Source organism: Rhodoferax antarcticus ANT.BR (assembly GCF_001938565.1).
Classification (GTDB): Bacteria; Pseudomonadota; Gammaproteobacteria; order Burkholderiales; family Burkholderiaceae_C; genus Rhodoferax; species Rhodoferax antarcticus.
The window spans coordinates 1,031,421-1,053,123 of the sequence record NZ_MSYM01000013.1 but is presented as its reverse complement, the minus strand read 5'-3'; the positions used below and the strand labels follow the sequence as shown (position 1 = coordinate 1,053,123).

Below are 21,703 nucleotides of genomic sequence, written 5' to 3'. Positions count from 1 at the left end.
AAAACTAGCAATTAAAACCCAGTTGACGCAACAACTGTGCGGTCTCAAACAGCGGGAGGCCCATGATACCGGTGTAACTGCCACTCAATTGTGCGATGTGTGCTGCCGCCCTGCCCTGCACCGCGTACGCACCGGCTTTGCCCATGGGCTCGCCGGTGGCCACATAGGCCTGAATCTGCGCGTGGCTCATCGGCGCAAACGTCACCCTTGATGCCGACACGGTCTGCAAGCGCTGCGCGTGGGTGCCAACTGCCACCGCCGTCAGTACCCGATGGGTTTTGCCAGACAGTTGCGTCAGCATGTGCGCGGCATCGGCGCGATCTGCAGGCTTGCCCAAAATCACCCGACCCAGCGCCACGGTGGTGTCTGAACACAGCACGGGTGCTTTGGGTAGGCCGCGCTTGGCCAGTCGCTGCAATGCGGCATCCAGCTTGAGCTGCGTGACGCGTTGCACATACGCCAGGGGTGCCTCGCGCGGCAAGACGACCTCCAGACTTTCAGCGTCTTCATCGGCGGCAGGCAGCAGCAGCTCATGCGCGATGCCGAGTTGCTCCAGCAACTGCCGGCGCCGGGGGCTTTGGGAGGCCAAATAGACAAATGGCATGATGAATGGATGTTTCATGTCTGAATCGCTTGGGTCTAGGCGTCGAGCCGCAGACAGTACAAGCGTACGGCAAGGCGGTACAACGACGACAGGGATGATTTGGGCTTGGCATCATTCGCGGTGGTAGGGGTGGTTGGCGTTGACCGACCACGCGCGGTACAACTGCTCCACCAGCAGCACCCGCACAAAAGCATGCGGCAGCGTCAAATCAGACAAGCGAATACGCTCATGCGCCGCCTGCCTGAAAGCCGGGTCCAGCCCGTCCGGGCCACCAATCACCAACGCCACATCGCCACCCGAGAGCTGCCAGTCTGTCAGCTTGCCCGCCAGCGCCATGGTGGTGAGCGTGGTGCCGCGCTCATCCAGCGCCACGATGCGGCAGCCTTTGGGAATGGCGGCCTCAATGCGGGCACGTTCGGCGGCGTAAATGGTTTCCAGCGATTTGCAGGCGCGCGGCTCGGTCTTGACGGCCTTCAGCTCAACCTTGATCTCAAACGGAAAACGCTTGGCGTAGTCGTCCCAAGCGGTTTGCGCCCAGTCCGGCACGCGCTGGCCCACGGCCACAATCAGCAGACGCACAATTTGGCTTAACTGGCAGCGCGTATGCTGGTCTTTTTGGCTGGCGCGCGGGCCGCAGGTTTGGCAGCTGATTTCTTCGCCGCTGGTTTGCCAGGCGCATTCACCACCAGTGTCTTGATGCGCGGTTTGGTCACAACCTCAGCATCTTTTGGACCTCTAGCCTTTGTTGGTGCTGCCTTGGCTGCTGCTTTTTTTGCAGCAGATGCCTTGGCTTCTTCCTGCTTCTTCAACTGGGCTTTGGAGGGGAAAGCGTCCTCCACGCCCTTCTTGGCGGCGCTGGAGCGGCGCAGGCTGGTCTCAGGCTTGGCGGCACGCGTTGGCTGCGTCGGCGCGGCGGGCAGCTTGGCAGCTTTGGCAACTACCGGCTTGGGCGCACCCAGCTTCAGGCGCACCGGCTTCTCGCCCCACAGCTCTTCCAGGTTGTAATAAGTGCGGTAGGTGGGCTGCATCACATGCACCACGGCCTGGCCGCAATCGACAATGATCCACTCGCCATTGGCTTCACCTTCGACGCGTGGCTTGGGGAAACCCGCTTCGCGCACCGCGTCCACCACACTCATGGCCAGCGCCTTGGTCTGGCGGTTGGAGGTGCCCGAGGCAATGATCACCCGCTCAAACAGCGACGACAGTTCCTCGGTGTCAAACACCACAATTTCCTGCGCCTTGACATCTTCGAGCCCGTCCACAATCGCACGCTGCAGCTTTTGCACGTCTTTTTTACCGTCTGGGTTAGTGGCAGCTTTGACGGCAGCTTTGGCGGCAGGCCGGATGGCTGGCTTGGTGACGGCGCGCTGGCGCTCTTCGGCCTCGGCTGGCGTTGCTGCCTGAGTGGCCGCCCGGGCCGTGGATTTGACAGCAGGCTTGGTGGTGGTTTTGGCGGCGCGTTTGGTGGCGCTTTTAGCAGCGGTCGGTACAGTGGTTTTGGTAGTCATCAAGGGATTGAGTAAAGGTGGTGGGCGGCAATATAACGCGCAACGCTCTCGCCCACCAGTGCCGTCACATTTTGGTGGGTGGAAACAGCAGAACGAATGTCGGTTGCGCTGAGGGCCATCGCAGGCATTTGCAGGTGAAAAAAACGCTGGGGAAAAGCGCTTTCTGCATCAAATACGGTCCTAGCCCCCGTTGAATGAGGGCGATCAGCTACACATATTGTAGCTGATTGAAGAATCTCCTGGCACCCGTGCCAGCTGGTCAGGGCTTGTGCCTGGTCTGCGCCAATGATCAGGAACAGTTGCGCGCCTGCCACCTCAGCACGCAGTTCGCGCAAAGTGTCAATGGTGTAGCTGGGCCCGCTGCGGCAGGTTTCACGCGCATCCACCATCGCCTGGGGTACTTCGGCAAAGGCCAGTTGCGCCATCGCCAGGCGATGCTGCGCCGGCGTGAGCGTGCGGGGTTTGTGCCAGGCCTGGCCGGTGGGGATGATGCGAAGCTGGTCGAGCTGCAGTTGCGCGACAGCCACCCGGGCCAGCGCCAGATGCGCCAGATGCGGCGGGTCAAACGCCCCGCCCAGGATGCCGACGCGCTGCACCGCTGCTCCGGCCAAGGTCAAACCCAGTCCCGGCGCACCAAAAACTGGCTGGTCAGCGCTGCCTCGGGCGAGCCCGGCTCAGGCAGCTTGTTGTAAGACCAGCTCACCAGCGGCGGCATCGACAGCAAAATCGACTCGGTGCGGCCACTCGACTGCAAGCCAAAGTGCGTGCCGCGGTCCCACACCAGGTTGAACTCCACATAGCGGCCGCGCCGGTACAACTGAAAGTTGCGCTCACGCTCACCGTAAGGCGTGTCTTTGCGCCGTTGCACGATGGGCAGGTAAGCACCCAGAAAACTGTCCGCTACCGACTGCATCATGGCCAGGCTGCGCTCAAAGCCCAGCTCCTGAAAGTCGTCAAAAAAAATGCCGCCCACGCCACGCTGCTCCGATCGGTGCTTGTTGCAAAAATACTCGTCACACCAAAGTTTGAAGCGCGGGTATTTGTCGTCGCCAAATGGTGCCAAGGCGGTCTTGCAGCTTTGGTGGAAATGCACTGCGTCTTCTTCAAAACCATAATACGGTGTCAGGTCCATGCCGCCGCCAAACCAGCACACCACCGAGCCATCGCTGGCGGTGGCCGAAATCATGCGCACATTCATGTGCACCGTGGGCACATACGGATTTCGCGGGTGAAACACCAGCGACACACCCATCGCCTCAAACGGCACGCCGACCAGCCCTGGGCGGTGCTGCGTGGCCGATGGCGGCAGGCTTGGCCCGCGCACATGCGAAAAGCCGCAACCAGCGCGCTCAAACAGCGGGCCACCCTCCAGAATCTGCGTGATGCCCTGCCCCTGCAGCTTGTCGCCAGGGGCCTTTTGCCAGGCGTCCGTTAGAAAAGCCGTGCCGTCGAGTTCAGTAATGGCACCGGTGATGCGCGCCTGCAGGCCGCGCAGATAAGCACCCACCTCTGCGGTCGCGCTGGCGGGGTTCGCTACTTCTGCGCTCATATTGCAGCCGCTTTGATAGCGCGGTAGCCAATGTCAGTGCGGTACTGCATGCCGTCAAAGCGTATGCCGGCGGCCACTTCATAAGCGCGCTGCTGCGCCAGGCGCACGTTGTCGGCCAGCACGGTCACACACAACACGCGCCCGCCAGAGGTTTGCAGCTCGGCCACGTCGCCAGTTTCACCAGGCACCAGCACGGTTGCGGCCTGGAACACCACCGCGTCCTCCTGCGGCTTAGGGATGCCAGTGATCACATCGCCCTTGCGTGGCTGCAGCGGGTAGCCGTGGGCGGCCAGCACCACACCCAACGCGGTGCGGCGGTCCCAATGCAGTTCGATTTGGTCGAGCTTGCCATGTGGGCCGGGTTCGGTGGCGGCCAGCATCACATCCACCAGATCGGTTTTCAGGCGCATCATGATCGGCTGGGTCTCGGGGTCGCCCATGCGGCAGTTGAATTCAAGCGTCTTGGGCTTGCCTTGCGCGTCGATCATCAGCCCGGCGTACAGAAAGCCAGTGAACTGAATGCCGTCTTTTTCCATGCCGCGAATCGTCGGCAAGATGATCTCTCGCATGGCGCGCGCATGCACATCTGGCGTGACGATGGGCGCGGGTGAATAAGCGCCCATGCCACCGGTGTTAGGACCCTGGTCACCATTAAGCAGGCGTTTGTGGTCCTGACTGGTAGCCAGCGGCAGCACATTCTTGCCGTCCACCATGACGATAAAGCTGGCTTCTTCGCCGGCCAGAAATTCTTCAATGACGACGCGCGCGCCGCCAGCGTTGTGGCTCACACCCAGCGTGTTGTCGACCAGCATGAAATCCACCGCCTCATGCGCCTGCGCCAAAGTCTGCGCCACCACCACACCTTTGCCTGCCGCCAGACCATCGGCCTTGACGACGATGGGCGCGCCCTTTTGGTCGATGTAGGCATGCGCCAGTGCCGGGTCAGAAAAGGTTTCAAACTCGGCGGTGGGAATGTTGTGGCGCTTCATGAACGCCTTGGAAAACGCCTTGGAGCTTTCCAGCTGGGCGGCTGCTTGGGTGGGGCCAAAAATGCGCAGACCGTGTTTGCGGAACTCGTCTACCACGCCAGCGGCCAGCGGTACTTCCGGGCCCACCACGGTGAGCGCTATCTTTTTTGCTGCAGCCCACTCCCGGAGTTGCTTCACATCAGTGATGTTGACGTTCTCAAACAGCGGGTCGGTTGCGGTACCACCGTTGCCCGGTGCGACATAGATCTTGTGGGTTTTGGGGGACTGGGCCAGCTTCCAGGCCAGCGCGTGTTCGCGGCCACCGCCGCCAATGACGAGGATTTTCATACGACCTCCGTATCGAGTTCGGCGTTATGAAACACCGCTTGCACATCGTCCAGGTCTTCCAGGGCATCGAGCAGCTTTTGCATACGAGCTGCATCGTCGCCACTGACTTCGATCGGGTTTTCCGGGCGCATGGTGACCTCGGCATCATCGGGCGTCAGGCCGGCGGCGATCAGCGCATCTTTGACCGCTTCAAAATCAGCCGCTGAGGTGATGACTTCAATCGCGCCGTCTTCGCCGGTGATCACGTCGTCGGCACCGGCGTCCAGCGCCACTTCCATGACCTTGTCTTCACTCACGCCCGGAGCAAAAATAATCTGACCACAGTGTTTGAACTGGAACGCCACGGAACCCTCGGTGCCCATGTTGCCGCCAAACTTGGAAAACGCGTGGCGCACTTCAGCCACGGTGCGCACCTTGTTGTCGGTCATGGTGTCAACGATGATGGCCGCGCCGCCAATGCCGTACCCTTCATAGCGGATTTCTTCGTAGCTGATGCCATCGAGCGTGCCGGTGGCTTTTTCGATGTTGTATTTGATGCGGTCGGCTGGCATGTTGGCCGCCTTGGCGCGGTCAATGGCCAGACGTAGGCGCGGGTTGGTCGACAAATCACCGCCACCGGCACGCGCCGCCACGGTGATTTCACGGATGATGCGTGTCCAGATCTTGCCGCGCTTCTCGTCCTGGCGGCCTTTTCGGTGCTGAATATTGGCCCATTTACTATGTCCTGCCACGGGAAATCCTTTAAAAATTCGTTACGCTATTGCCTCAATTGTACTTTTTGAGCCCGATATGCCCGAACCGATCCTGATTGCCCAACATGGGCAGACCCAGTGTTTCCTGCAGCCTGACAAGGCCAACCGCCACGGGCTGATCACTGGCGCCACCGGCACTGGCAAAACCATCACCCTGCAAACCCTGGCCGAAGGTTTTGCCAAACTCGGTGTGCCGGTGTTCATGGCCGACATCAAGGGCGACCTGACCGGCATCTCACAGCCCGGAAGTTCTACGCCAAAACTGGCCAAAGTCCTTGCCGAACGTGGGCTAGATGCTCCTGAATACGCAGCATTCACCACCACACTTTGGGATGTGTTTGGCGAGCAAGGCCACCCGGTGCGCGCCACGGTGAGTGATTTGGGCCCGCTGCTGCTGTCGCGCATGCTGAACCTTAACGATACCCAAGCAGGGGTGTTGCAACTGGTGTTCAAGATTGCTGACGATGCTGGCCTGCTGCTGCTGGACATGAAAGACCTGCGCGCCATGTGCCAGGACGTGGGCGACAACGCGTCGAGTTACACCACCGAATACGGCAACATCAGCGCCGCCAGCATTGGTGCCATTCAGCGCGGGCTGATGCAGATTGAGGCGCAAGGCGGCGATAAGTTCTTTGGCGAGCCCATGCTCAACATTGCAGACTTCATGCAAACCGACACGAGACTTGGAACCACCGCAAGTGGTGGGGGGCGCGGCATGATCAACATCCTGGCCGCTGACAAACTGATGAACTCGCCGCGCCTGTACAGCACTTTTTTGCTGTGGATGCTCAGCGAACTGTTTGAGATGCTGCCCGAGGTGGGCGACCTGGACAAACCCAAGCTGGTGTTTTTCTTTGACGAGGCGCACCTGCTGTTCAACGACGCGCCCAAGGTGCTGGTCGAGCGCATTGAGTTGGTGGTGCGGCTGGTGCGCAGCAAGGGCGTCGGCGTGTATTTCGTGACGCAGAACCCGCTGGATATCCCCGACAGCGTACTGGCGCAACTGGGCAACCGGGTGCAACACGCCCTGCGCGCCTTCACCCCGCGTGACCAGAAAGCGGTCAAATCCGCCGCCGACACCATGCGCCCCAACCCCGGGCTGGACATTGGCGCGGCCATCACCGAACTGGCGGTGGGCGAAGCGCTGGTCAGCTTTCTCGATGAGAAAGGCCGCCCCTGCCCCACCGAGCGCGTCTACGTCTTCCCACCCGCCAGCCAGATCGGCCCGATCACCACAGAGCAGCGCCAAGTCTTGTTGGCCGACTCCATGGTGGCCGGTGTGTATGAAAAGACGCTGGACCGCGAATCAGCCTATGAAAAGATCAAGGGCCGCACCAGCGCCCGCACGGAGCAAGCGCATGCCGATACCAAAACAGCGCCTGGCAAGGCAGGAGAGCCTGCCGCTGAAGAGGGCGGCTTTCTCGGCAGCCTGGGCTCGGGCCTGGGCAGCCTGCTGGGCGGTGGCAATGGCCGGCGCACCTCGGCCGGGGAACAACTTTTCAAGAGCGCTGCCAGTTCCATCGGACGCGAGGTGGGTCGGCAGATCATTCGCGGTGTTTTGGGTGGCATTTTTGGTGGAAAGCGCTGAGTCAGCCTGAACACCTTACTCATATTTTTGAAGCATTCTCATGAACACAAATGATCCCATGGTCCATGTCATTGACCACCCGCTGGTGCAGCACAAGCTGACCTTGATGCGCTGCAAAACTGCCAGCACCACCAGTTTTCGCACGCTGCTCAATGAGCTGGCGATGCTGATGGCCTACGAAGTGACGCGCGACATGCCCACCCAAGAGGTGGAGATTGAGACCCCGCTGGAAACCATGACTGCCACGATGATTGACGGCAAGAAGCTGGCACTGGCCTCCATCCTGCGCGCGGGCAACGGGCTGCTCGACGGCTTTCTGGCCGTGGTACCCGGCGCACGCGTAGGCCACGTTGGCCTGTACCGCGACCCGGCCACGCTGCAGGCGGTGGAGTACTACTTCAAGATGCCCAAGGACATGCCCGAGCGCGACGTGATCGTAGTCGACCCGATGTTGGCCACCGGCCACTCGGCCATTGCCGCCATCACCCGCATCAAGGCTTTGAGCCCCCGTTCGATCAAGTTTGTCTGCCTGCTGACCTGCCCCGAAGGCGTGAAAGCGCTGCGTGCGGCGCACCCGGATGTGCAGATTTTCACCGCCGCCATCGACCGCCAACTTAACGACCACGGCTATATCTTGCCGGGCCTTGGTGATGCGGGCGACCGGATTTTTGGCACGCAGTAAGTTACAAGCGTTTTAGCCCTCTAGCCCTTACGTTATAAGCGCGGGTAGCTATTTATTTTGTATTATCTTAGATACCAGTGCTGACCGGCTGCGAGCTTCGGGGCCAAATGTCAGGTGTTTAATGGTTTGCTAACGGGCGCGCTGCCATGGGTAGCTACGCGGCTGTCCTCCGGCCCGCTGGGCCTCCCCCTTGATGCCGCTGCGCCACCCATGACAACGCACTCGCCAAGGCTGTTGGCAGTTCCAGCGCCTTGCATACCAAAGCCGGTTCAAGGATCAGCCTGATCCAGGCTGACCCCACCCTGAGCTAGCATTGATCTGCGCGATTTACCAACAAAATTGACCTCAAGCCTCTTACAAAAAAGGGCTGGCAGCTATACATTTACCAGCTTTCAAAGTTTTGAATGAAATGACAGATGCAGCCTCTACCGGAGAATTTCAACCATGCTTGACAACAACCCGCAATTCAAGGTCTTGAACCAGACATTTCCCCACATCGGCGAAAAAATCAAAGCGTATTGGGGGCTTGCCAGCTTCGTGCCGTACATGGAAGGCCTGCTGCACGGTACGCGTGAAGGCACCCGGCGCGGCTTTCAAACCGATGTGATGATGGCCCTTTACCATCTGGCCGAGCAACACAAGGCGGCTTACCCACAATACCAGGTGAGCGACAACTTTTGGACCTATGTCGAGAGCAAGCCCCAAAAGCCCGCGCACACGTCGTCTGAAGGTGGTTGACCCAGTTTTTAACCCGCCCGGGCCTGCAGCCATCCGGCGGGTTGACGCTTTGGCCTGAAACCGGGTTTCACATCAACTTCATCACGCGGGCCTGCTCGGCAAGCTCCGCGCGAAACTTGGGGTGGGCAATGCTGATCAGTTCAAGCGCACGTTGTTTGGCCGACTTGCCACGCAACTGCGCCACGCCGTACTCGGTCACCACATAGTTGACGTCGTTTTTGCTGGTACTCACATGGGTGCCTGGCGAAAGCACCGGCACGATGCGTGAAATGGTGACATGTTTGGCGGTAGACGGCAGCACGATGAAGGCCTTGCCGCCACGGGACAGGTTGGCGGCGCGCACAAAGTCCGCCTGGCCACCAGTGCCCGAATGCAGCACGTGCCCCAGGCTCTCCGACCCGCACTGGCCCAGCAGATCAATTTGCAGCGTGGCGTTGATGGCGACTAGGTTGTCGTTTTGGCCCGCCAGCGTGGGCGAGTTGGTGTAATCCACCGGGTGAATTTCCAGCGCCGGGTTACGGTCCATGAACGTGTAAAGCTTTTTAGAGCCCAGTGCAAAGGTGGCCACCATCTTGCCCGGCAAGTAGTTTTTGCGCCGGTTGGTCACCGCACCGGCCTCCAGCAGGGTAAGGATGCCGTCGCCAATCATCTCGGTGTGGATGCCCAGGTCATGCTTGGTGGTGAGCTGCATCACCACCGCATCCGGGATGCCGCCGTAGCCAATTTGCAGCGTGGCGCCATCGTCAATCAGCTCGGCCACATACTTGCCAATGGCTTCCTGCACCGGGCCGATGCTGGGCAAGCCTACTTCCATCACCGGCTCGTCGCTCTCAACGAGACCAGCCACTTGTGAAATATGCACATGGCAGTTGCCATAAGCAAACGGCACGTTCGGGTTGACTTCCAGCAGCACGGCGCGGGCCCGGGCGACTGCGGCCATGGTGTAGTCGGCACCCAGGCTGATCGAAAAGTAGCCGTGCGCGTCCATGGGCGAGGCCATGCTGAATACCACGTCAGCGGGCATCAGGCCGCGCCGGATCAGGCACGGAATTTCCGAGAAATAGTTGGGCAAAAAGTCAATCCAGCCCTCTTGCCCGCCGGTGCGGGTCGCCGCACCATAAAACAGCGCGACGTGGCGAATGTTGTCCACCGTCTCGGGGTCCAGGTAAGCATACTTGCGAATGGCCAGAATTTGCGCTACCTTGACACCCTTAAAGCTGCGGCGCTGCTCAGACAACGCCGTGAGCAAGGCGGGCGGCTCGCCCACACCCGTGGGCACCACGATCTCATCACCGTCTTTGATCAGGCGCATCGCATCGCTGGCGGTCATTTTTTTCTGTGCGTAGGCTTCTTGTACTGACATGCTGCTTTTCCTTAAAAAAATGCGTGTCGCGAGTGCCGTTCAGTCTGCCTGAGGCGCAATCATTTCCGCGTAGTCATACAACGCGCTCAAAACGTCTTCACCACGCGCGTCAGCCGTCTCAGCCAGTGTGTCGAGCTGGTCGAACAAGGTTGTAACTGTCAGCGCGCCGCCCTCACCCACCAGCAAGCGCGCGGCGCGGTGGGTGTCCCAGCGGGCTTGTTCTTCGGCTGTCAGGCTTGGCGGGAAGTTGCGGGCACGGTAGCGCCAAAGCAATTCGCTCAAACGGGCGTCATCAAACGCCGGGCGTGCTTTGGCAAGCTGCTCCGGGCTGCTTTGGCGCAGATCGTTGAGGCGGCGGCGGTCGGCGTTGCCGATGAAGCCGCCGTACAGGTCTTCGTCCACGTCCACCGGGCCATAAGCGTCACGCTTGAAAACCTCGGCCCAGATGGCGCTCATGTCCGCCAGGTCACGGGCCGTGGCCGCATGTTGCATTTGCGCCTGCACGTTGATGCCCCAGCGCTGCGCCATGGGCTCGCTGAGCACTTTCAGGTTGCTCATCACCATGGGTGATTTATTCAAATGCACGGATTTGATGGGCAGGCGCGCCATGCCTTCAGGCAGATTGGCGGTTCGGGTGAATAAGCGCTGCTTGATCTGCGCAGCGTTCAGGCTGGCCAGCTCACCCGGGTCTTGTGACAAATCCCAGGCCAGCAGCTCGTTTTTATTGCCCGGGTGCATGGCCAGCGGCCACATCAGCGCCAGGCAACCGCGCTCGGGGGCGAACATGCCCGAAATATGCCAAAACGGCCGGGCATTGGCTTGGGTTGCGGGCAAGCCCAGCTCCGCCAGCACCCGGTCTTTTTTGTGCAGCCCAAAGCAGAAGTCAAACAGGCGGGGCTGCGCGGTTTTGACCAGGCGTGCCAGGGCGATGGTGGCGCGCACGTCGCTCAGCGCGTCGTGCGCGGACTCGTGCGCCAGGCCGTTGGCAGCGGTCAGGTCGGTGAGTTTGAAACTGGGTTTGCCATCGGGCTTGGTCGGCCAGGCGATGCCGTCAGGCCGCAGCGCATAGGCAGTGCGCACCACGTCCAACATGTCCCAGCGGCCGCAGTCGTTTTGCCACTCCCGGGCGTAAGGGTCGATCAGGCTGCGCCAGAACATGAAGCGGGTGATCTCGTCGTCAAAACGGATGCTGTTGTAGCCCACGCCCACGGTAGCGGGCCAAGCCAGCAACTGCTCGATCTGCGCGGCAAACTGGTATTCCGGGATGCCCTTTGCCAGACATTCCTGCGGGGTAATGCCGGTGATCAGGCAGGCCTCAGGCTCTGGCAAAAAGTCGTTGGCAGGCTGGCAGTACAGCATCACTGGCTCGCCCAGCTCATTCAGATCGGCGTCGGTTCGGATAGCGGCAAACTGTGCCGGGCGGGTGCTGCGGGTGTTGGCGCCAAAGGTTTCGTAGTCGTGCCAGAGAAAAGTGTGTGGCATGCTTATGGGTTGAAGTCTTCTATGATTTTAAGAGCTATCAGCGCTTTATTTATAAGGGCTAGAGCATGTTTTTTATATGAAAATGACCGCTCTACTTGCGCCGCGCAGAGTTCACCCCCGGCAGCTCGGCCACCAGGCCCAACACCTTGTGCAGGCGGCCCGAGTCCGATACCTCCACGGTAAAGGTCATCCACGCCGTGCCCTTGATGGACTGCGTCTGCACGCCAATCACGTTCATCTTTTCTTTGGTAAACACCTCAGAGATATCGCGCAGCAGGCCCTGGCGGTCATGTGCCTGCACGGCCACATCCACCGGATAAACCGAGCCCGACACGGCCTGCGCCACACCCCACTCCACCTCGATCAGCCGTTCGCCATTTTTGGCCACCATTTCTTTCAGGTTGCTGCAATCCTTGCGGTGCACGCTGACACCTTTACCGCGGGTGACAAAGCCGCAAATCGCATCCGGCGGGGCTGGTTTGCAGCATTTGGCCATTTGCGTCATGAGCGAATCCACGCCCACCACCAGCAGCCCACCCTTGGTCGGGTTGTCCCCCGAGCGCGGTTTGCGCATCAGTGGCGCGTTGGTGTCAAGCTGCGGGGCTTCGGGTGGGCGCAGCACCTGCTCAATGCTGCGCAGCGAAAACTCATCCTTGCCAACATCTTCAAACAGCGCGGAGGCATTGGTAAAACCCAGTTGCACCGCCAGATCGTCGAGCTTGACAGCGGTTTTGCCTTCACGCTGCAGCAGCTTTTCAACCGTTTCGCGGCCTTTGGCGATGGTTTCATTGAGCGCCAGCGCGTTGAACCAGGCACGCACTTTGGTGCGGGCGCGGTGGCTGGCCAAGTAGCCCAGCTCGGTATTGAGCCAGTCACGCGACGGGCCGCCCTCTTTGGCCGCAGAGATTTCGACCGTCTGGCCGTTTTTCAAAGGTGTATTGAGGGGCACCATGGCGCCGTCGACCCGCGCGCCCCGGCAGCGGTGGCCGAGGTCGGTGTGCACGGTGTAGGCAAAGTCCACCGCGGTCGCGCCTTGCGGCAGCTCAACAATGGCGGCGTCCGGCGTCAGCACGTAGATGCGGTCGTCCAGCAGGTTTTCCGGTTGCACGCCCGACAAATCGCGCTCCCACGCCAGTAGCTGGCGCAACACGGCAATCTTGGCGTCGTAGCTCCCGGTGGCCGACACACCGGCATAGCCCTTGGCGCCAGCCTCTTTGTAGGCCCAGTGGGCAGCCACGCCGTTCTCGGCATGGTCGTGCATGGCTTGGGTGCGGATCTGGATCTCGATCGCCAAGCCGGCGTCATCGCGCACCACGGTGTGCAAAGACTGGTAGCCGTTGACCTTCGGTTTGGCGATGTAGTCGTCAAACTCCTCGCTGATGGGGGTGTAATGGTCGTGCACCCAGCTCAGGGCGCCGTAGCACTCGGGCACACTGGCCACCAGAATGCGCAGCGCGCGCAAGTCATACACCTTCTCGAAGTCCAGCGACTTGCCGCGCATCTTTTTGACAATGCTGTAGATGTGTTTGGGTCGCCCCGACACCTTGGCGTGCATGCCGTTGGCCCGCAAGTTCTGCTCCAACTGGCTGCGCATACCCTCTACCGTCGCCTCACGCGCGATACGCTTTTTATCGATCAACCGGGCCACTTCCTTGTAGGTGTCGGGCTCGAGAAAGCGAAAGGCCAGATCTTCCATCTCCCACTTGATTTCCCAGATGCCCAGCCGGTTGGCCAGCGGCGCAAACACCTGCAGGGATTCGGCCGCAATGCCATCGGGCACGGGTAGTTTGGTGGCAGCAAAAAAACGCAGGGTCTGCAGGCGCGAGGCCAGTCGCAACATGACCACCCGCAGGTCGCGCGAGAAGGCCAGCAACATCTTGCGCACGTTTTCGGTCTGCACGGCGGCGGCTTGTTGCGCCGCCGGGGTATCGGTGGCAACGGTGGCCTTGGCGGCTTTGGCGGCCTTGGCCTGGCGCGCCTGGGTCTGCACGCGCACCAGCTTGGTGGTCTCCAGCGCCAGCGCGGCAAAGTTCTCGCCAAACGCTTTGGTGATCACTTCTTGGGGCTTGTTCAGATAGGCGCAGGTATACACCAGGTAACACGCCGCCTGCATGGCATCAGAGCCGCCAATGCCTTTCAGGATGACCGCCACCGCATCTGCATGGGATAGCGTGTTTTCACCGGTATCCAGGGTTTCGCAGGACAGCAACGGCTCGGCAAATGCGCGGGCGCGTGTCAACGCCAGCGGCTGCTCGGGCAAGCTTTCGGCTATAGCGGCCACCACCGGCAGCACGGATTTTGCCGCCTTGATGGGTGCCACCTCGGAAACTGAAATTTTCATGAAAAACGTCTGGCCTTGCTCTAAGTGCCGGGATCAACCCAAAAGAAAAGACATTACCGCATCCACCTGATCGTGGGCGACAAAGGTGGGCGCATGGCCGACACCGGCAAATTCCACCAGTTGTGCCTTCGGGCCGCGCTGCGTCATGGCCTGCGCCGTAGCCACCGACAACAAATCGGAGTCGCTACCGCGTACCAGCAGTGTCTGCGCGGTGATCTGGTCGTAGGCCTGCCACAACATCGCCTCACCTTGCGCAGCAGACTCGGCCGTGACCGCTTTGAACGGCTCAGCCAGCGCCGGGTCGTAACGCAGGGTGAGCCGCCCGGAATCGTCGTCCAACGGCTTGACTTGCGGGCGTGTAAGTGCCAGCCACTGCTCTGGCGTATGTGGGCCGAAGCTGCTGGCAATGGCCCACAGGGCGTCTGCGGCCTGCTGCTCGGTATCAAACACCGGCACTTTTCCCAGGTACTCGCCAATGCGTTGTAACGCCTGCCATTCAATCACCGGCCCCACGTCGTTGAGCACCAGTCGGCGCACTTTGGCAAACGCTGGCAGCTCGGGCTGGCCCGCCACCACCAAACCAATCAGTCCACCCATGCTGGTGCCGACCCAGTCCAGTGTGGTGGGCTGCAAATGTGCCAGCAGCGCCAGCATGTCGGCCGCGTAAAACGGAATCTGGTAGCCCTGCGGATCTTTTAGCCAGTCGCTTTGGCCGCGACCGGCCACGTCTGGGCACACCACCCGGATGTCACCACCCGCCTTGTCACACAAGGCTTGCGCCAGCGTGTCAAAGTCGCGCCCTTGGCGCGTCAGGCCGTGCACACACAGCACCACATGACGGCTAGCCGGGTTGCCCCAGTGCCAATAGGCCATGCGATGGCCGCCGTGGGCATCGGTACAGTGAACAAATTCAAGAGTGGGATCGGGCATGGTGGGCATCACTGGATAATGTCTGCATCCTAATTCAAACCGGCCAGCCGCCCCGCTTTTGCGCACGCCAACCCATCAATTCTTTTTCGGAGAAACACCTTATGCTCAAAGGTAAAACAGCGCTTGTCACCGGCTCCACCAGCGGCATTGGTTTGGGGCTAGCCAAGGCCCTGGCGGCACAAGGGGCCAACATCGTGCTGAACGGTTTTGGCGATGTGGACGGCCCCAAAGCCGAGGTGGCCGCACTGGGCGCGCAGGTGGCCTACCACGGCGCCGATATGAGCAAACCCGCTGAGATCGCTGACATGCTGACCTATGCCGCAGCGCAGTTTGGCCGGGTGGATATTTTGGTCAATAACGCGGGTATCCAGCATGTGTCACGCATCGAGAACTTTGCACCTGAGCGCTGGGACGCCATCATGGCCATCAATTTAAGCAGCGCCTTCCACGCCACCCGCCTGGCGTTGCCCGCCATGCAGGCCGCAGGCTGGGGCCGCATCATCAACGTGGCCTCTGTCCACGGGCTGGTTGCCTCGGCAGAAAAGTCAGCTTACGTGGCGGCCAAACACGGTGTAGTGGGCCTGACCAAAGTGACGGCGCTGGAAAACGCCACCACCGGTGTCACCTGCAACGCCATCTGCCCGGGCTGGGTGCTGACCCCGCTGGTGCAAAAACAGGTGGATGCCAAGGCTGCTGCGCTGGGCGTGTCCAACGACGACGCCATCAAAGCGATTCTGGGCGAAAAAGAGCCGTCGATGCAGTTCACCACGCCCGAAGAGCTGGGTGCGCTGGCGGTGTTTTTCTGTTCGCCAGCCGGCAACAACGTGCGCGGCGTGGCCTGGAACATGGATGGCGGCTGGGTGGCGCAGTAAGCTGAAGGTGTGCCTAGAAGCTATCTTTAAGATAGCTTCTAGCGCATATTGCATAAGGGCTAGAGCCATATTTTGTTAATAAAATTCTGTGCCCCTCTCCTGGAACGAAATTAAGTCCCGCGCGCATGCGTTCAGCCGCACCTGGGCTGACACGGCCAATGAAGACAGCCAGGGCAAGCCGTTCTGGCTTGATTTCTTTGAAATCTTTGGCATCACCAACAAACGTGTCGCCACCTTCGAGCATGCGGTTAAAAAGCTGCCCGGCCAACACGCCAGAACCGACGGTTTTGTCGACCTCTTCTGGCCCGGCATGCTGCTGGTCGAACAAAAGTCGCGCGGCAAAAATTTGGACGCTGCGCTGACGCAGGCGCTGTCGTACTTTCCCGGGCATTGCCGAGCGTGACTTGCCGCAAATCGTCATCGTCTGCGACTTTGCCCGGTTTCGGGTGCACCACCTGTCCACCGGCGAGACCGTTGAGTTCACCCTGAAAGACCTGCACAAACACATCAAACTGTTTGGTTTTGTAGCGGGTTACAAGGTGCAGACCATCCAGCCGCAAAACCCGGTCAACATCAAAGCCGCCGAACGCATGGGCAAGTTACACGACGCGCTCAAGGCCAGCGGCTACAGTGGCCACGCGCTGGAAGTGCTGCTGGTGCGCCTGCTGTTTTGCCTGTTTGCCGACGACACCGGCATCTTCCAGCCCGCGCAGGCGCTGCGAACATTCATTGAAGAGCGCACCGCGCACGACGGCTCAGACCTGGGCTCGCGCATGGCGCAGCTTTTCCAAACGCTCAACACGCCCGACGGTGCCGCAGGCGTTGGCAACGCAGCCAACAAGCGCAGCCAGGCGCTAGACGAACAGGTGGCGGCTTTCCCTACATCAACGGCAAGCTGTTTGAAGAACCCTTGCCGATGGCCGACTTCACCACGGCCATGCGCGAAGCCCTGCTGGATGCCTGCGCGCTGGACTGGTCAGCCATCAGCCCGGCTATTTTCGGCTGCCTGTTCCAGAGCATCATGGACGACAAGGCCCGCCGCAACCTGGGCGCGCACTACACGTCTGAGGAAAACATTCTCAAGCTGATCAAGCCGCTGTTTCTGGATGAGCTGTGGGCAGAATTTGAGAAGGTCAAGGGCAACAAGAACAAGCTATTTGAGTTTCACAAGAAGCTGCGCACGCTGACATTTTTTGACCCGGCCTGCGGGTGTGGCAATTTTCTGGTGATCAGTTACCGCGAGTTACGCGAGCTGGAGTTGGCCGTGCTGCGCGCCAGTGACACCTCGGGCCAGCAGACGCTGGACGTGCACAGCCTGATTGGTGTCAACGTCGATCAGTTTTACGGTATCGAGATTGAAGAGTTTGCGGCGCAGATTGCGCAGGTAGCCTTGTGGCTGATGGACCACCAGATGAACCTACGGGTGAGTGAGGAGTTTGGCCTGTACTTTGCGCGTATTCCCCTCAAGACCACGCCGCATGTTGTGCATGGTAATGCGCTCACGTTGGATTGGAATGAGGTGTTGCCAGCGCAGCGGTGTAGCTTTGTGCTGGGGAATCCGCCGTTTTTGGGCAAGTCCTACCAGTCCAAAGGCCAAAAGACGGACCTTGAACTGGTGATGCACGGGATCAATGGCGCAGGAGACCTAGACTATGTTGCAGCTTGGTATGTGAAAGCGGCGAAGTATTTGCATGTGGCCGCACCGGCGCGGGCGGCGCAGATGCCGGGGGCTCATACGCTTCGCTTTTTGAAATCGCCCCCGACATCCGCACCACCCACACCTCAGGAGTTGGCTCTGCCAGACAGCCAAGGCCGGTGCGCCTTTGTCTCGACCAACAGCATCACCCAAGGTGAACAGGTAGGCGTGTTGTGGGGTTGTGGGGTTGGCTGCTGGCGCAGGGTGTGCACATCCACTTTGCGCACCGCACATTCAGCTGGAGCAACGAAGCCTTGGGCAACGCCGCTGTCCATTGCGTCATCATCGGCTTTGGCTTGCAAGACCGACCAGACAAAGTCATTTTTGAATACGACGACATCCGAGGTGCCCCACACGCGGTTGCGGTAGCCAATATCAACCCTTATTTGGTCGATGCGCCAAATGTGGCGCTCAGTAAGCGTCGAACACCGATTTGTGAGGTTATCGAGTTGGTAAATGGCAGCAAGCCAACCGATGCAGGCAATTTGGTTTTGTCCGATGAGGATAAAAACCGCCTCATCGTCATTGAACCAAAAGCCGAAAAGTGGGTTCGACCATTCTTGGGTGCCGACGAATTTATCAATGGGACAGCGCGTTGGTGCTTGTGGCTCGTCGATTGTCCGCCCAGCGAGCTTCGGCAATTGCCAGAAGTCGTGCGACGCGTGCAAGCTGTCAAAGCTATGCGAGCAGCGAGTTCAAAGGTGGCGACGCGTGAAAACGCGAAAGTACCCGCTTTGTTTGCGGAATTACGACAGCCGCAAAGCGACTACCTGCTGGTTCCCAGCGTGTCATCCGAACGGCGAACTTACGTGCCCATTGGCTTCATCAGTGCAGAAGTCATCGTCAGCAATCTGGTTTACAGCTTGCCTGACGCCACCCTTTTCCACTTTGGCATCCTGTCATGCACCATGCACAACGCATGGATGCGTTTTACCTGCGGTCGTCTGAAAAGCGACTACCGCTACTCCAACACCATCGTCTACAACAACTTCCCCTGGCCCGATCTAGCACAAAGTTCAGAGTAAAATCAGCCTCTAGCCCATATAGATAAAGCGCAAGCAGCTATTGAAACTGCAGCGCAAGCCGTGCTCGATGCCCGCGCCCAGTTCCAGTCCGGGCCGCAGCCTGCCACACTGGCGGATTTGTATGACCCCCTGACCATGCCGCCCGAGTTGCTCAAGGCGCACCAGAAACTCGACGCCGCCGTGGACAAGGTCTACGAGGCCAGTGGTGGCAAAAAAAACTATAAAAGCGACGCCGAGCGCGTGGCCTTCCTTTTCGAGATGTACCAGAAACTCACCAGCCGGCTACCCACCGATAAGCCAAAACGCCGCCCGCGGGATCGCTAACAAGGAGCCGACTGAGGCTAAAGTCAGGAATGAAAATATGCTCTAGCCCATATTTTTAAAAGACAGCATGCTTTTTAAAGCATAGCATTGGCCCTGCTGAACACAGACCTGCAGTCTTCTGATTCCAAGCCAATTGACCATGCCAGCTACCACTACACCCGCACCTGACCCGGTACCCCTGCCTACGCGCTTGGGCTGGAAGCTCGACCGGGAGCTGTTGATGTACACCGATGCCAAGCAACCCGATGTGGGCAACGAGCAAATCATCCGCTTTTTGCCAAGCATGCCCTGGCTGGCACCTGCGGACACCGAGGTGGTACTTGACTTGGTGCAACTGCTGTATAGCGCCAAAACGCCAGGTGGGTATGACGTGCTGACCTCCAGTTGTGGGTATGGCCCGGACGCTGAGATCAACGAATGTGTCTATGTGTCGCACCCCGGCGCTGACCTGATCGTCTGGTATCTGGACTGGGAAAAATACGACATTCACATCCACCCCGACATGCCCCGGTGTGGCAGAGGGCTGGAGCTGCACTTTGAACGTGCTCAGTACGAGGCTGACCTGTTTGCCATGTGGCGCGAGGTTGAGGCGGCCGATCTCGACTTGCAGGTCTATGAGCTTCAGCCCGCGGGTTGGCATCAGTTCGAGCCGCTACGGCCTGCGCTGCAACACCTGTCAAGGCTTCCTCTGGTGCCTGTGTTGCCGCCCGGTAGCCTTCTGGAATTTGGTTTTGTGGGCGACGAGTGTTACTTCATAAACGGTCAGCATGGCGGAAGTTGGCCAACCCGACTTCTCCCCGATGGCCGGACGCGGGATGCGTTTGAGACGTGGATGACTTTTGTAAAACGCGGCTGGACGCTCATACCAGACCCAAATCTGAAAAACGATTTTTTCCTGTTACACGAGGAAGACCGTGATGCCTGCGAGGGGGCCGGTCGCCGTCTGGTGGCCTGCTTGCGCCAAGCCTGGTCGGCCAGCGTTGCGCCGCAAGCCATTGAAGTTCGCTTGTTGCCCTGTGATCTTGTCACCGTACCGTGCAAGCCAGCTCACGCCCAGCGGGCAGACTCGTCACCGTGATGTCGTCCTGGTTGATCAACAACGGCGCACGCGGCGCAGCCTGGAATATGGATGGCGGCTGCGTAGCGCAATAAGTCGAAGGTTCGCCAATAGCTACAAATAATATAGCTATTGGCGCTTATGACATAAGGGCTAGAAGGCTATTTTACTTGTAAATACTCAAGCACACCCTGCCCCGCATGAGCACCACTGGCCAGGCAGGCGGTGAGCAGGTAGCCGCCGGTGGGGGCCTCCCAGTCGAGCATCTCACCGGCGCAAAAGACACCCGGTAGCGCCTGCAGCATGAGTTGCGGGTTCATGGCTTCAAACAGCACGCCGCCAGCGGTGCTGATGGCCTCGTCGATGGGTCGCGTGGCCTGCAATGTCACCGGCAAGGCCTTGATGGCAGTGGCCAACTGCGCAGGGTCATGCATCTGCTCTTTGGATAGACGCTCATGCAAAATCGCCGCCTTGATGCCATCAATGTGCAACCGGCTTTTCAGGTGGCTTGAGAGCGAGCGCGCACCGCGTGGGTGCGACACCTCGGCCAGCACCCACTCGGCGGAGCGGTCCGGCAACAAGTCCAGTGCAAACGTCACCTCGCCCCGGGCGATGATGTCGTCGCGCAGCAGGTGCGCGACAGCGTAGATCAGACTGCCCTCGACACCGGTCTCGGTGGCCACAAACTCGCCGCGGCGCTGAAAGCTCACCCCGTTGGCGGTGGTCAGCTTGATCGCCACCGACTTGAACGGCTGCCCGGCAAAGCGGCTGGCAAAGTAGCTGCTCCAGCCGCCTTGCACGTCAAAGCCGCAATTGGCGGGCAGCAGCGGTGCCACCGCCACACCTTTGTCACGCAACCAGGGCACCCAGGCGCCGTTGGAACCCAGGCGCGCCCAGCTGCCACCGCCCAGGGCCAACACCACGGCATCGGCCTGCACGTTTTTGGGGCCTTCTGGGGTCTCAAACTGCAGGTGGGTGGCATCCACACCATCGGTGCGCCATCCGGTCCAGCGATGGCGCATGAGAAATTGCACGGCAGAGCCACTTTGCGGATGGCGAAGCTGGTGCAGCCAGGCGCGCAACAGAGGCGCAGCCTTCATATCCACCGGGAACACCCGCCCGGAGCTGCCAACATAGGTTTCAATACCCAGCGCCAGCGCCCAGGCGCGTATGCCGCTCGCATCCAGGGTGTTGAAGATGGCCTCCAGCTGGTTCCGCCGCTCGCCGTAGCGTGCTGCAAACCGGTCGGCTGGCTCCGAATGGGTCAGATTCAGCCCGCCTTTGCCCGCCAGTAAAAACTTGCGCCCTACGCTGGGCATGGCGTCATAGACACTCACAGCCACGCTATTGCGCGCTAAAACACTGGCAGCCATCAGGCCAGCTGGCCCCGCGCCCACCACGATTGCATGCTTCATCTTTCTAATAACTTTCTAAAAATGATTTCTGTCACAATTTCAACAAACGCTACTTTTTATATTCAAGAGGAAAAAACATGGCCAGTGAACTGATCAAACATGTGTCTGACGCGTCGTTCGAAAACGATGTCCTGCAATCCACCCTCCCAGTGCTGGTGGACTATTGGGCTGAGTGGTGCGGTCCCTGCAAAATGATCGCGCCGATTTTGGACGAAGTATCGATCGCTTATGAAGGCAAAGTGCGGATCGCCAAAATGAATGTCGACGAGAACCGCGACATTCCCGCCAAGTTTGGTATCCGCGGCATTCCGACGCTGATGCTGTTCAAGAACGGCCAACTTGCCGCCACCAAGGTTGGCGCCCTGAGCAAGTCACAACTCACCGCTTTCATCGACCAGCAACTGGTTTGATGTTTTTGTGAAGGCAGGCCCAGCGGGCCTGCGCGCACCCGGCGCGCC

The 21,703-nt window shown here is 59.9% G+C and carries 22 protein-coding genes and 2 pseudogenes; 12 read left to right on the top strand and 12 right to left on the bottom strand.

The window, feature by feature from the left end; translation table 11 throughout:
- Positions 1–4 precede the first annotated feature (4 nt).
- The 7 genes from BLL52_RS13755 to BLL52_RS13725 form a co-directional block, all read right to left on the bottom strand.
- Positions 5–604 (bottom strand): Maf family protein, encoded by a 600-nt coding sequence (locus tag BLL52_RS13755; RefSeq protein WP_075587280.1) that lies wholly within the window; start codon positions 602–604, stop codon positions 5–7.
- A gap of 111 nt (positions 605–715) precedes the next feature.
- Positions 716–1,183 (bottom strand): 23S rRNA (pseudouridine(1915)-N(3))-methyltransferase RlmH, encoded by a 468-nt coding sequence (gene rlmH, locus BLL52_RS13750; protein ID WP_075587142.1) that lies wholly within the window; start codon positions 1,181–1,183, stop codon positions 716–718.
- A gap of 8 nt (positions 1,184–1,191) precedes the next feature.
- The gene (rsfS, locus tag BLL52_RS13745; protein WP_075587279.1) at positions 1,192–1,953 is read right to left on the bottom strand and encodes a ribosome silencing factor; all 762 of its coding nucleotides are present in this window, start codon (positions 1,951–1,953) and stop codon (positions 1,192–1,194) included.
- Positions 1,954–2,114: 161 nt separating this feature from the next.
- Positions 2,115–2,726 carry a nicotinate (nicotinamide) nucleotide adenylyltransferase gene (gene nadD / locus BLL52_RS13740; protein ID WP_338065742.1) on the bottom strand — a complete coding sequence of 204 codons (612 nt, stop codon included), beginning with the start codon at positions 2,724–2,726 and terminating at the stop codon, positions 2,115–2,117.
- A 2-nt stretch (positions 2,727–2,728) separates the two neighbouring features.
- Positions 2,729–3,664: an oxygen-dependent coproporphyrinogen oxidase gene (gene hemF, locus BLL52_RS13735; protein ID WP_075587140.1), complete on the bottom strand. Its 936-nt coding sequence runs from the start codon at positions 3,662–3,664 to the stop codon at positions 2,729–2,731.
- The gene (gene purD, locus BLL52_RS13730) at positions 3,661–4,980 is read right to left on the bottom strand and encodes a phosphoribosylamine--glycine ligase (RefSeq protein ID WP_075587139.1); all 1,320 of its coding nucleotides are present in this window, start codon (positions 4,978–4,980) and stop codon (positions 3,661–3,663) included. The genes hemF and purD overlap by 4 nt, the downstream gene beginning before the upstream one ends.
- Positions 4,977–5,711 (bottom strand): YebC/PmpR family DNA-binding transcriptional regulator, encoded by a 735-nt coding sequence (locus BLL52_RS13725; protein ID WP_075587138.1) that lies wholly within the window; start codon positions 5,709–5,711, stop codon positions 4,977–4,979. The genes purD and BLL52_RS13725 overlap by 4 nt, the downstream gene beginning before the upstream one ends.
- A gap of 58 nt (positions 5,712–5,769) precedes the next feature.
- On the opposite strand from BLL52_RS13725, the gene BLL52_RS13720 reads away from it, so the two are divergent.
- The 3 genes from BLL52_RS13720 to BLL52_RS13710 all read left to right on the top strand — a co-directional run bounded on the left by BLL52_RS13720 (position 5,770) and on the right by BLL52_RS13710 (position 8,740).
- Positions 5,770–7,320 (top strand): helicase HerA-like domain-containing protein, encoded by a 1,551-nt coding sequence (locus BLL52_RS13720; protein ID WP_075587137.1) that lies wholly within the window; start codon positions 5,770–5,772, stop codon positions 7,318–7,320.
- Positions 7,321–7,360: 40 nt separating this feature from the next.
- Positions 7,361–8,002 (top strand): uracil phosphoribosyltransferase, encoded by a 642-nt coding sequence (upp, locus tag BLL52_RS13715; protein WP_083633941.1) that lies wholly within the window; start codon positions 7,361–7,363, stop codon positions 8,000–8,002.
- A gap of 444 nt (positions 8,003–8,446) precedes the next feature.
- Entirely contained in the window at positions 8,447–8,740 is a 294-nt protein-coding gene (locus BLL52_RS13710) for a hypothetical protein (protein WP_075587136.1), read from the top strand.
- A 67-nt stretch (positions 8,741–8,807) separates the two neighbouring features.
- On the opposite strand, the gene BLL52_RS13705 is transcribed toward BLL52_RS13710, so the two are convergent.
- The 4 genes from BLL52_RS13705 to BLL52_RS13690 form a co-directional block, all read right to left on the bottom strand.
- Positions 8,808–10,103 carry an acetyl-CoA hydrolase/transferase family protein gene (locus tag BLL52_RS13705; RefSeq protein ID WP_075587135.1) on the bottom strand — a complete coding sequence of 432 codons (1,296 nt, stop codon included), beginning with the start codon at positions 10,101–10,103 and terminating at the stop codon, positions 8,808–8,810.
- A 39-nt stretch (positions 10,104–10,142) separates the two neighbouring features.
- Complete coding sequence (gene sbcB, locus BLL52_RS13700; protein ID WP_075587134.1) at positions 10,143–11,585, bottom strand: exodeoxyribonuclease I; 1,443 nt, start codon at positions 11,583–11,585, stop codon at positions 10,143–10,145.
- A 91-nt stretch (positions 11,586–11,676) separates the two neighbouring features.
- The gene (locus BLL52_RS13695; protein WP_075587133.1) at positions 11,677–13,926 is read right to left on the bottom strand and encodes a RelA/SpoT family protein; all 2,250 of its coding nucleotides are present in this window, start codon (positions 13,924–13,926) and stop codon (positions 11,677–11,679) included.
- A 33-nt stretch (positions 13,927–13,959) separates the two neighbouring features.
- Positions 13,960–14,856 carry an alpha/beta fold hydrolase gene (locus BLL52_RS13690; protein ID WP_075587277.1) on the bottom strand — a complete coding sequence of 299 codons (897 nt, stop codon included), beginning with the start codon at positions 14,854–14,856 and terminating at the stop codon, positions 13,960–13,962.
- Positions 14,857–14,957: 101 nt separating this feature from the next.
- On the opposite strand from BLL52_RS13690, the gene BLL52_RS13685 reads away from it, so the two are divergent.
- The 8 genes and pseudogenes from BLL52_RS13685 (at position 14,958) to BLL52_RS13660 (ending at position 19,851) form a co-directional block, all read left to right on the top strand.
- A complete protein-coding gene (locus tag BLL52_RS13685) occupies positions 14,958–15,728 on the top strand; it encodes a 3-hydroxybutyrate dehydrogenase (protein WP_075587132.1) in 771 nt (256 codons plus the stop codon).
- 88 nt (positions 15,729–15,816) lie between these two features.
- On the top strand, positions 15,817–16,131 hold the full coding sequence (locus tag BLL52_RS21490; RefSeq protein WP_075587131.1) for a type IIL restriction-modification enzyme MmeI: 315 nt from the start codon (positions 15,817–15,819) through the stop codon (positions 16,129–16,131).
- A gap of 1 nt (position 16,132) precedes the next feature.
- Positions 16,133–16,816: a type IIL restriction-modification enzyme MmeI gene (locus BLL52_RS21875; RefSeq protein ID WP_075587130.1), complete on the top strand. Its 684-nt coding sequence runs from the start codon at positions 16,133–16,135 to the stop codon at positions 16,814–16,816.
- Positions 16,750–17,364: pseudogene (locus tag BLL52_RS21870) on the top strand (DNA methyltransferase); the annotation flags it as partial. The gene BLL52_RS21875 and the pseudogene BLL52_RS21870, both read left to right, overlap by 67 nt.
- Positions 17,365–17,597: 233 nt before the next feature.
- Positions 17,598–17,690 (top strand): annotated as a pseudogene (locus tag BLL52_RS21865) (DNA methyltransferase); the annotation flags it as partial.
- A 30-nt stretch (positions 17,691–17,720) separates the two neighbouring features.
- On the top strand, positions 17,721–18,449 hold the full coding sequence (locus tag BLL52_RS21480) for a type IIL restriction-modification enzyme MmeI (protein WP_241839151.1): 729 nt from the start codon (positions 17,721–17,723) through the stop codon (positions 18,447–18,449).
- A gap of 60 nt (positions 18,450–18,509) precedes the next feature.
- Entirely contained in the window at positions 18,510–18,773 is a 264-nt protein-coding gene (locus BLL52_RS21475) for a type IIL restriction-modification enzyme MmeI (protein ID WP_241839150.1), read from the top strand.
- A gap of 139 nt (positions 18,774–18,912) precedes the next feature.
- A complete protein-coding gene (locus BLL52_RS13660; protein ID WP_139313388.1) occupies positions 18,913–19,851 on the top strand; it encodes a hypothetical protein in 939 nt (312 codons plus the stop codon).
- A 140-nt stretch (positions 19,852–19,991) separates the two neighbouring features.
- Here BLL52_RS13660 and BLL52_RS13655 read toward each other — a convergent pair whose 3' ends face one another.
- Positions 19,992–21,245, bottom strand: a complete 1,254-nt coding sequence (locus BLL52_RS13655; protein ID WP_075587127.1) for a TIGR03862 family flavoprotein — start codon at positions 21,243–21,245, stop codon at positions 19,992–19,994.
- Between the two features lie 77 nt (positions 21,246–21,322).
- On the opposite strand from BLL52_RS13655, the gene trxA reads away from it, so the two are divergent.
- The gene (trxA, locus tag BLL52_RS13650; protein WP_075587126.1) at positions 21,323–21,655 is read left to right on the top strand and encodes a thioredoxin TrxA; all 333 of its coding nucleotides are present in this window, start codon (positions 21,323–21,325) and stop codon (positions 21,653–21,655) included.
- Positions 21,656–21,703 lie beyond the last annotated feature (48 nt).

Excerpts from the sequence above, each read along its gene's own strand:
- sbcB (WP_075587134.1), bottom strand. The coding sequence starts at position 11,585 with ATGCCACACACTTTTCTCTGGCACGACTACGAAACCTTTGGCGCCAAC.
- BLL52_RS13710 (WP_075587136.1), top strand. The coding sequence starts at position 8,447 with ATGCTTGACAACAACCCGCAATTCAAGGTCTTGAACCAGACATTTCCC.
- BLL52_RS13720 (WP_075587137.1), top strand. The coding sequence starts at position 5,770 with ATGCCCGAACCGATCCTGATTGCCCAACATGGGCAGACCCAGTGTTTC.
- BLL52_RS13705 (WP_075587135.1), bottom strand. The coding sequence starts at position 10,103 with ATGTCAGTACAAGAAGCCTACGCACAGAAAAAAATGACCGCCAGCGAT.
- BLL52_RS13685 (WP_075587132.1), top strand. The coding sequence starts at position 14,958 with ATGCTCAAAGGTAAAACAGCGCTTGTCACCGGCTCCACCAGCGGCATT.
- BLL52_RS13755 (WP_075587280.1), bottom strand. The coding sequence starts at position 604 with ATGCCATTTGTCTATTTGGCCTCCCAAAGCCCCCGGCGCCGGCAGTTG.
- purD (WP_075587139.1), bottom strand. The coding sequence starts at position 4,980 with ATGAAAATCCTCGTCATTGGCGGCGGTGGCCGCGAACACGCGCTGGCC.
- trxA (WP_075587126.1), top strand. The coding sequence starts at position 21,323 with ATGGCCAGTGAACTGATCAAACATGTGTCTGACGCGTCGTTCGAAAAC.
- hemF (WP_075587140.1), bottom strand. The coding sequence starts at position 3,664 with ATGAGCGCAGAAGTAGCGAACCCCGCCAGCGCGACCGCAGAGGTGGGT.
- BLL52_RS13695 (WP_075587133.1), bottom strand. The coding sequence starts at position 13,926 with ATGAAAATTTCAGTTTCCGAGGTGGCACCCATCAAGGCGGCAAAATCC.
- BLL52_RS13690 (WP_075587277.1), bottom strand. The coding sequence starts at position 14,856 with ATGCCCGATCCCACTCTTGAATTTGTTCACTGTACCGATGCCCACGGC.
- BLL52_RS13660 (WP_139313388.1), top strand. The coding sequence starts at position 18,913 with ATGCCAGCTACCACTACACCCGCACCTGACCCGGTACCCCTGCCTACG.
- BLL52_RS13655 (WP_075587127.1), bottom strand. The coding sequence starts at position 21,245 with ATGAAGCATGCAATCGTGGTGGGCGCGGGGCCAGCTGGCCTGATGGCT.
- upp (WP_083633941.1), top strand. The coding sequence starts at position 7,361 with ATGAACACAAATGATCCCATGGTCCATGTCATTGACCACCCGCTGGTG.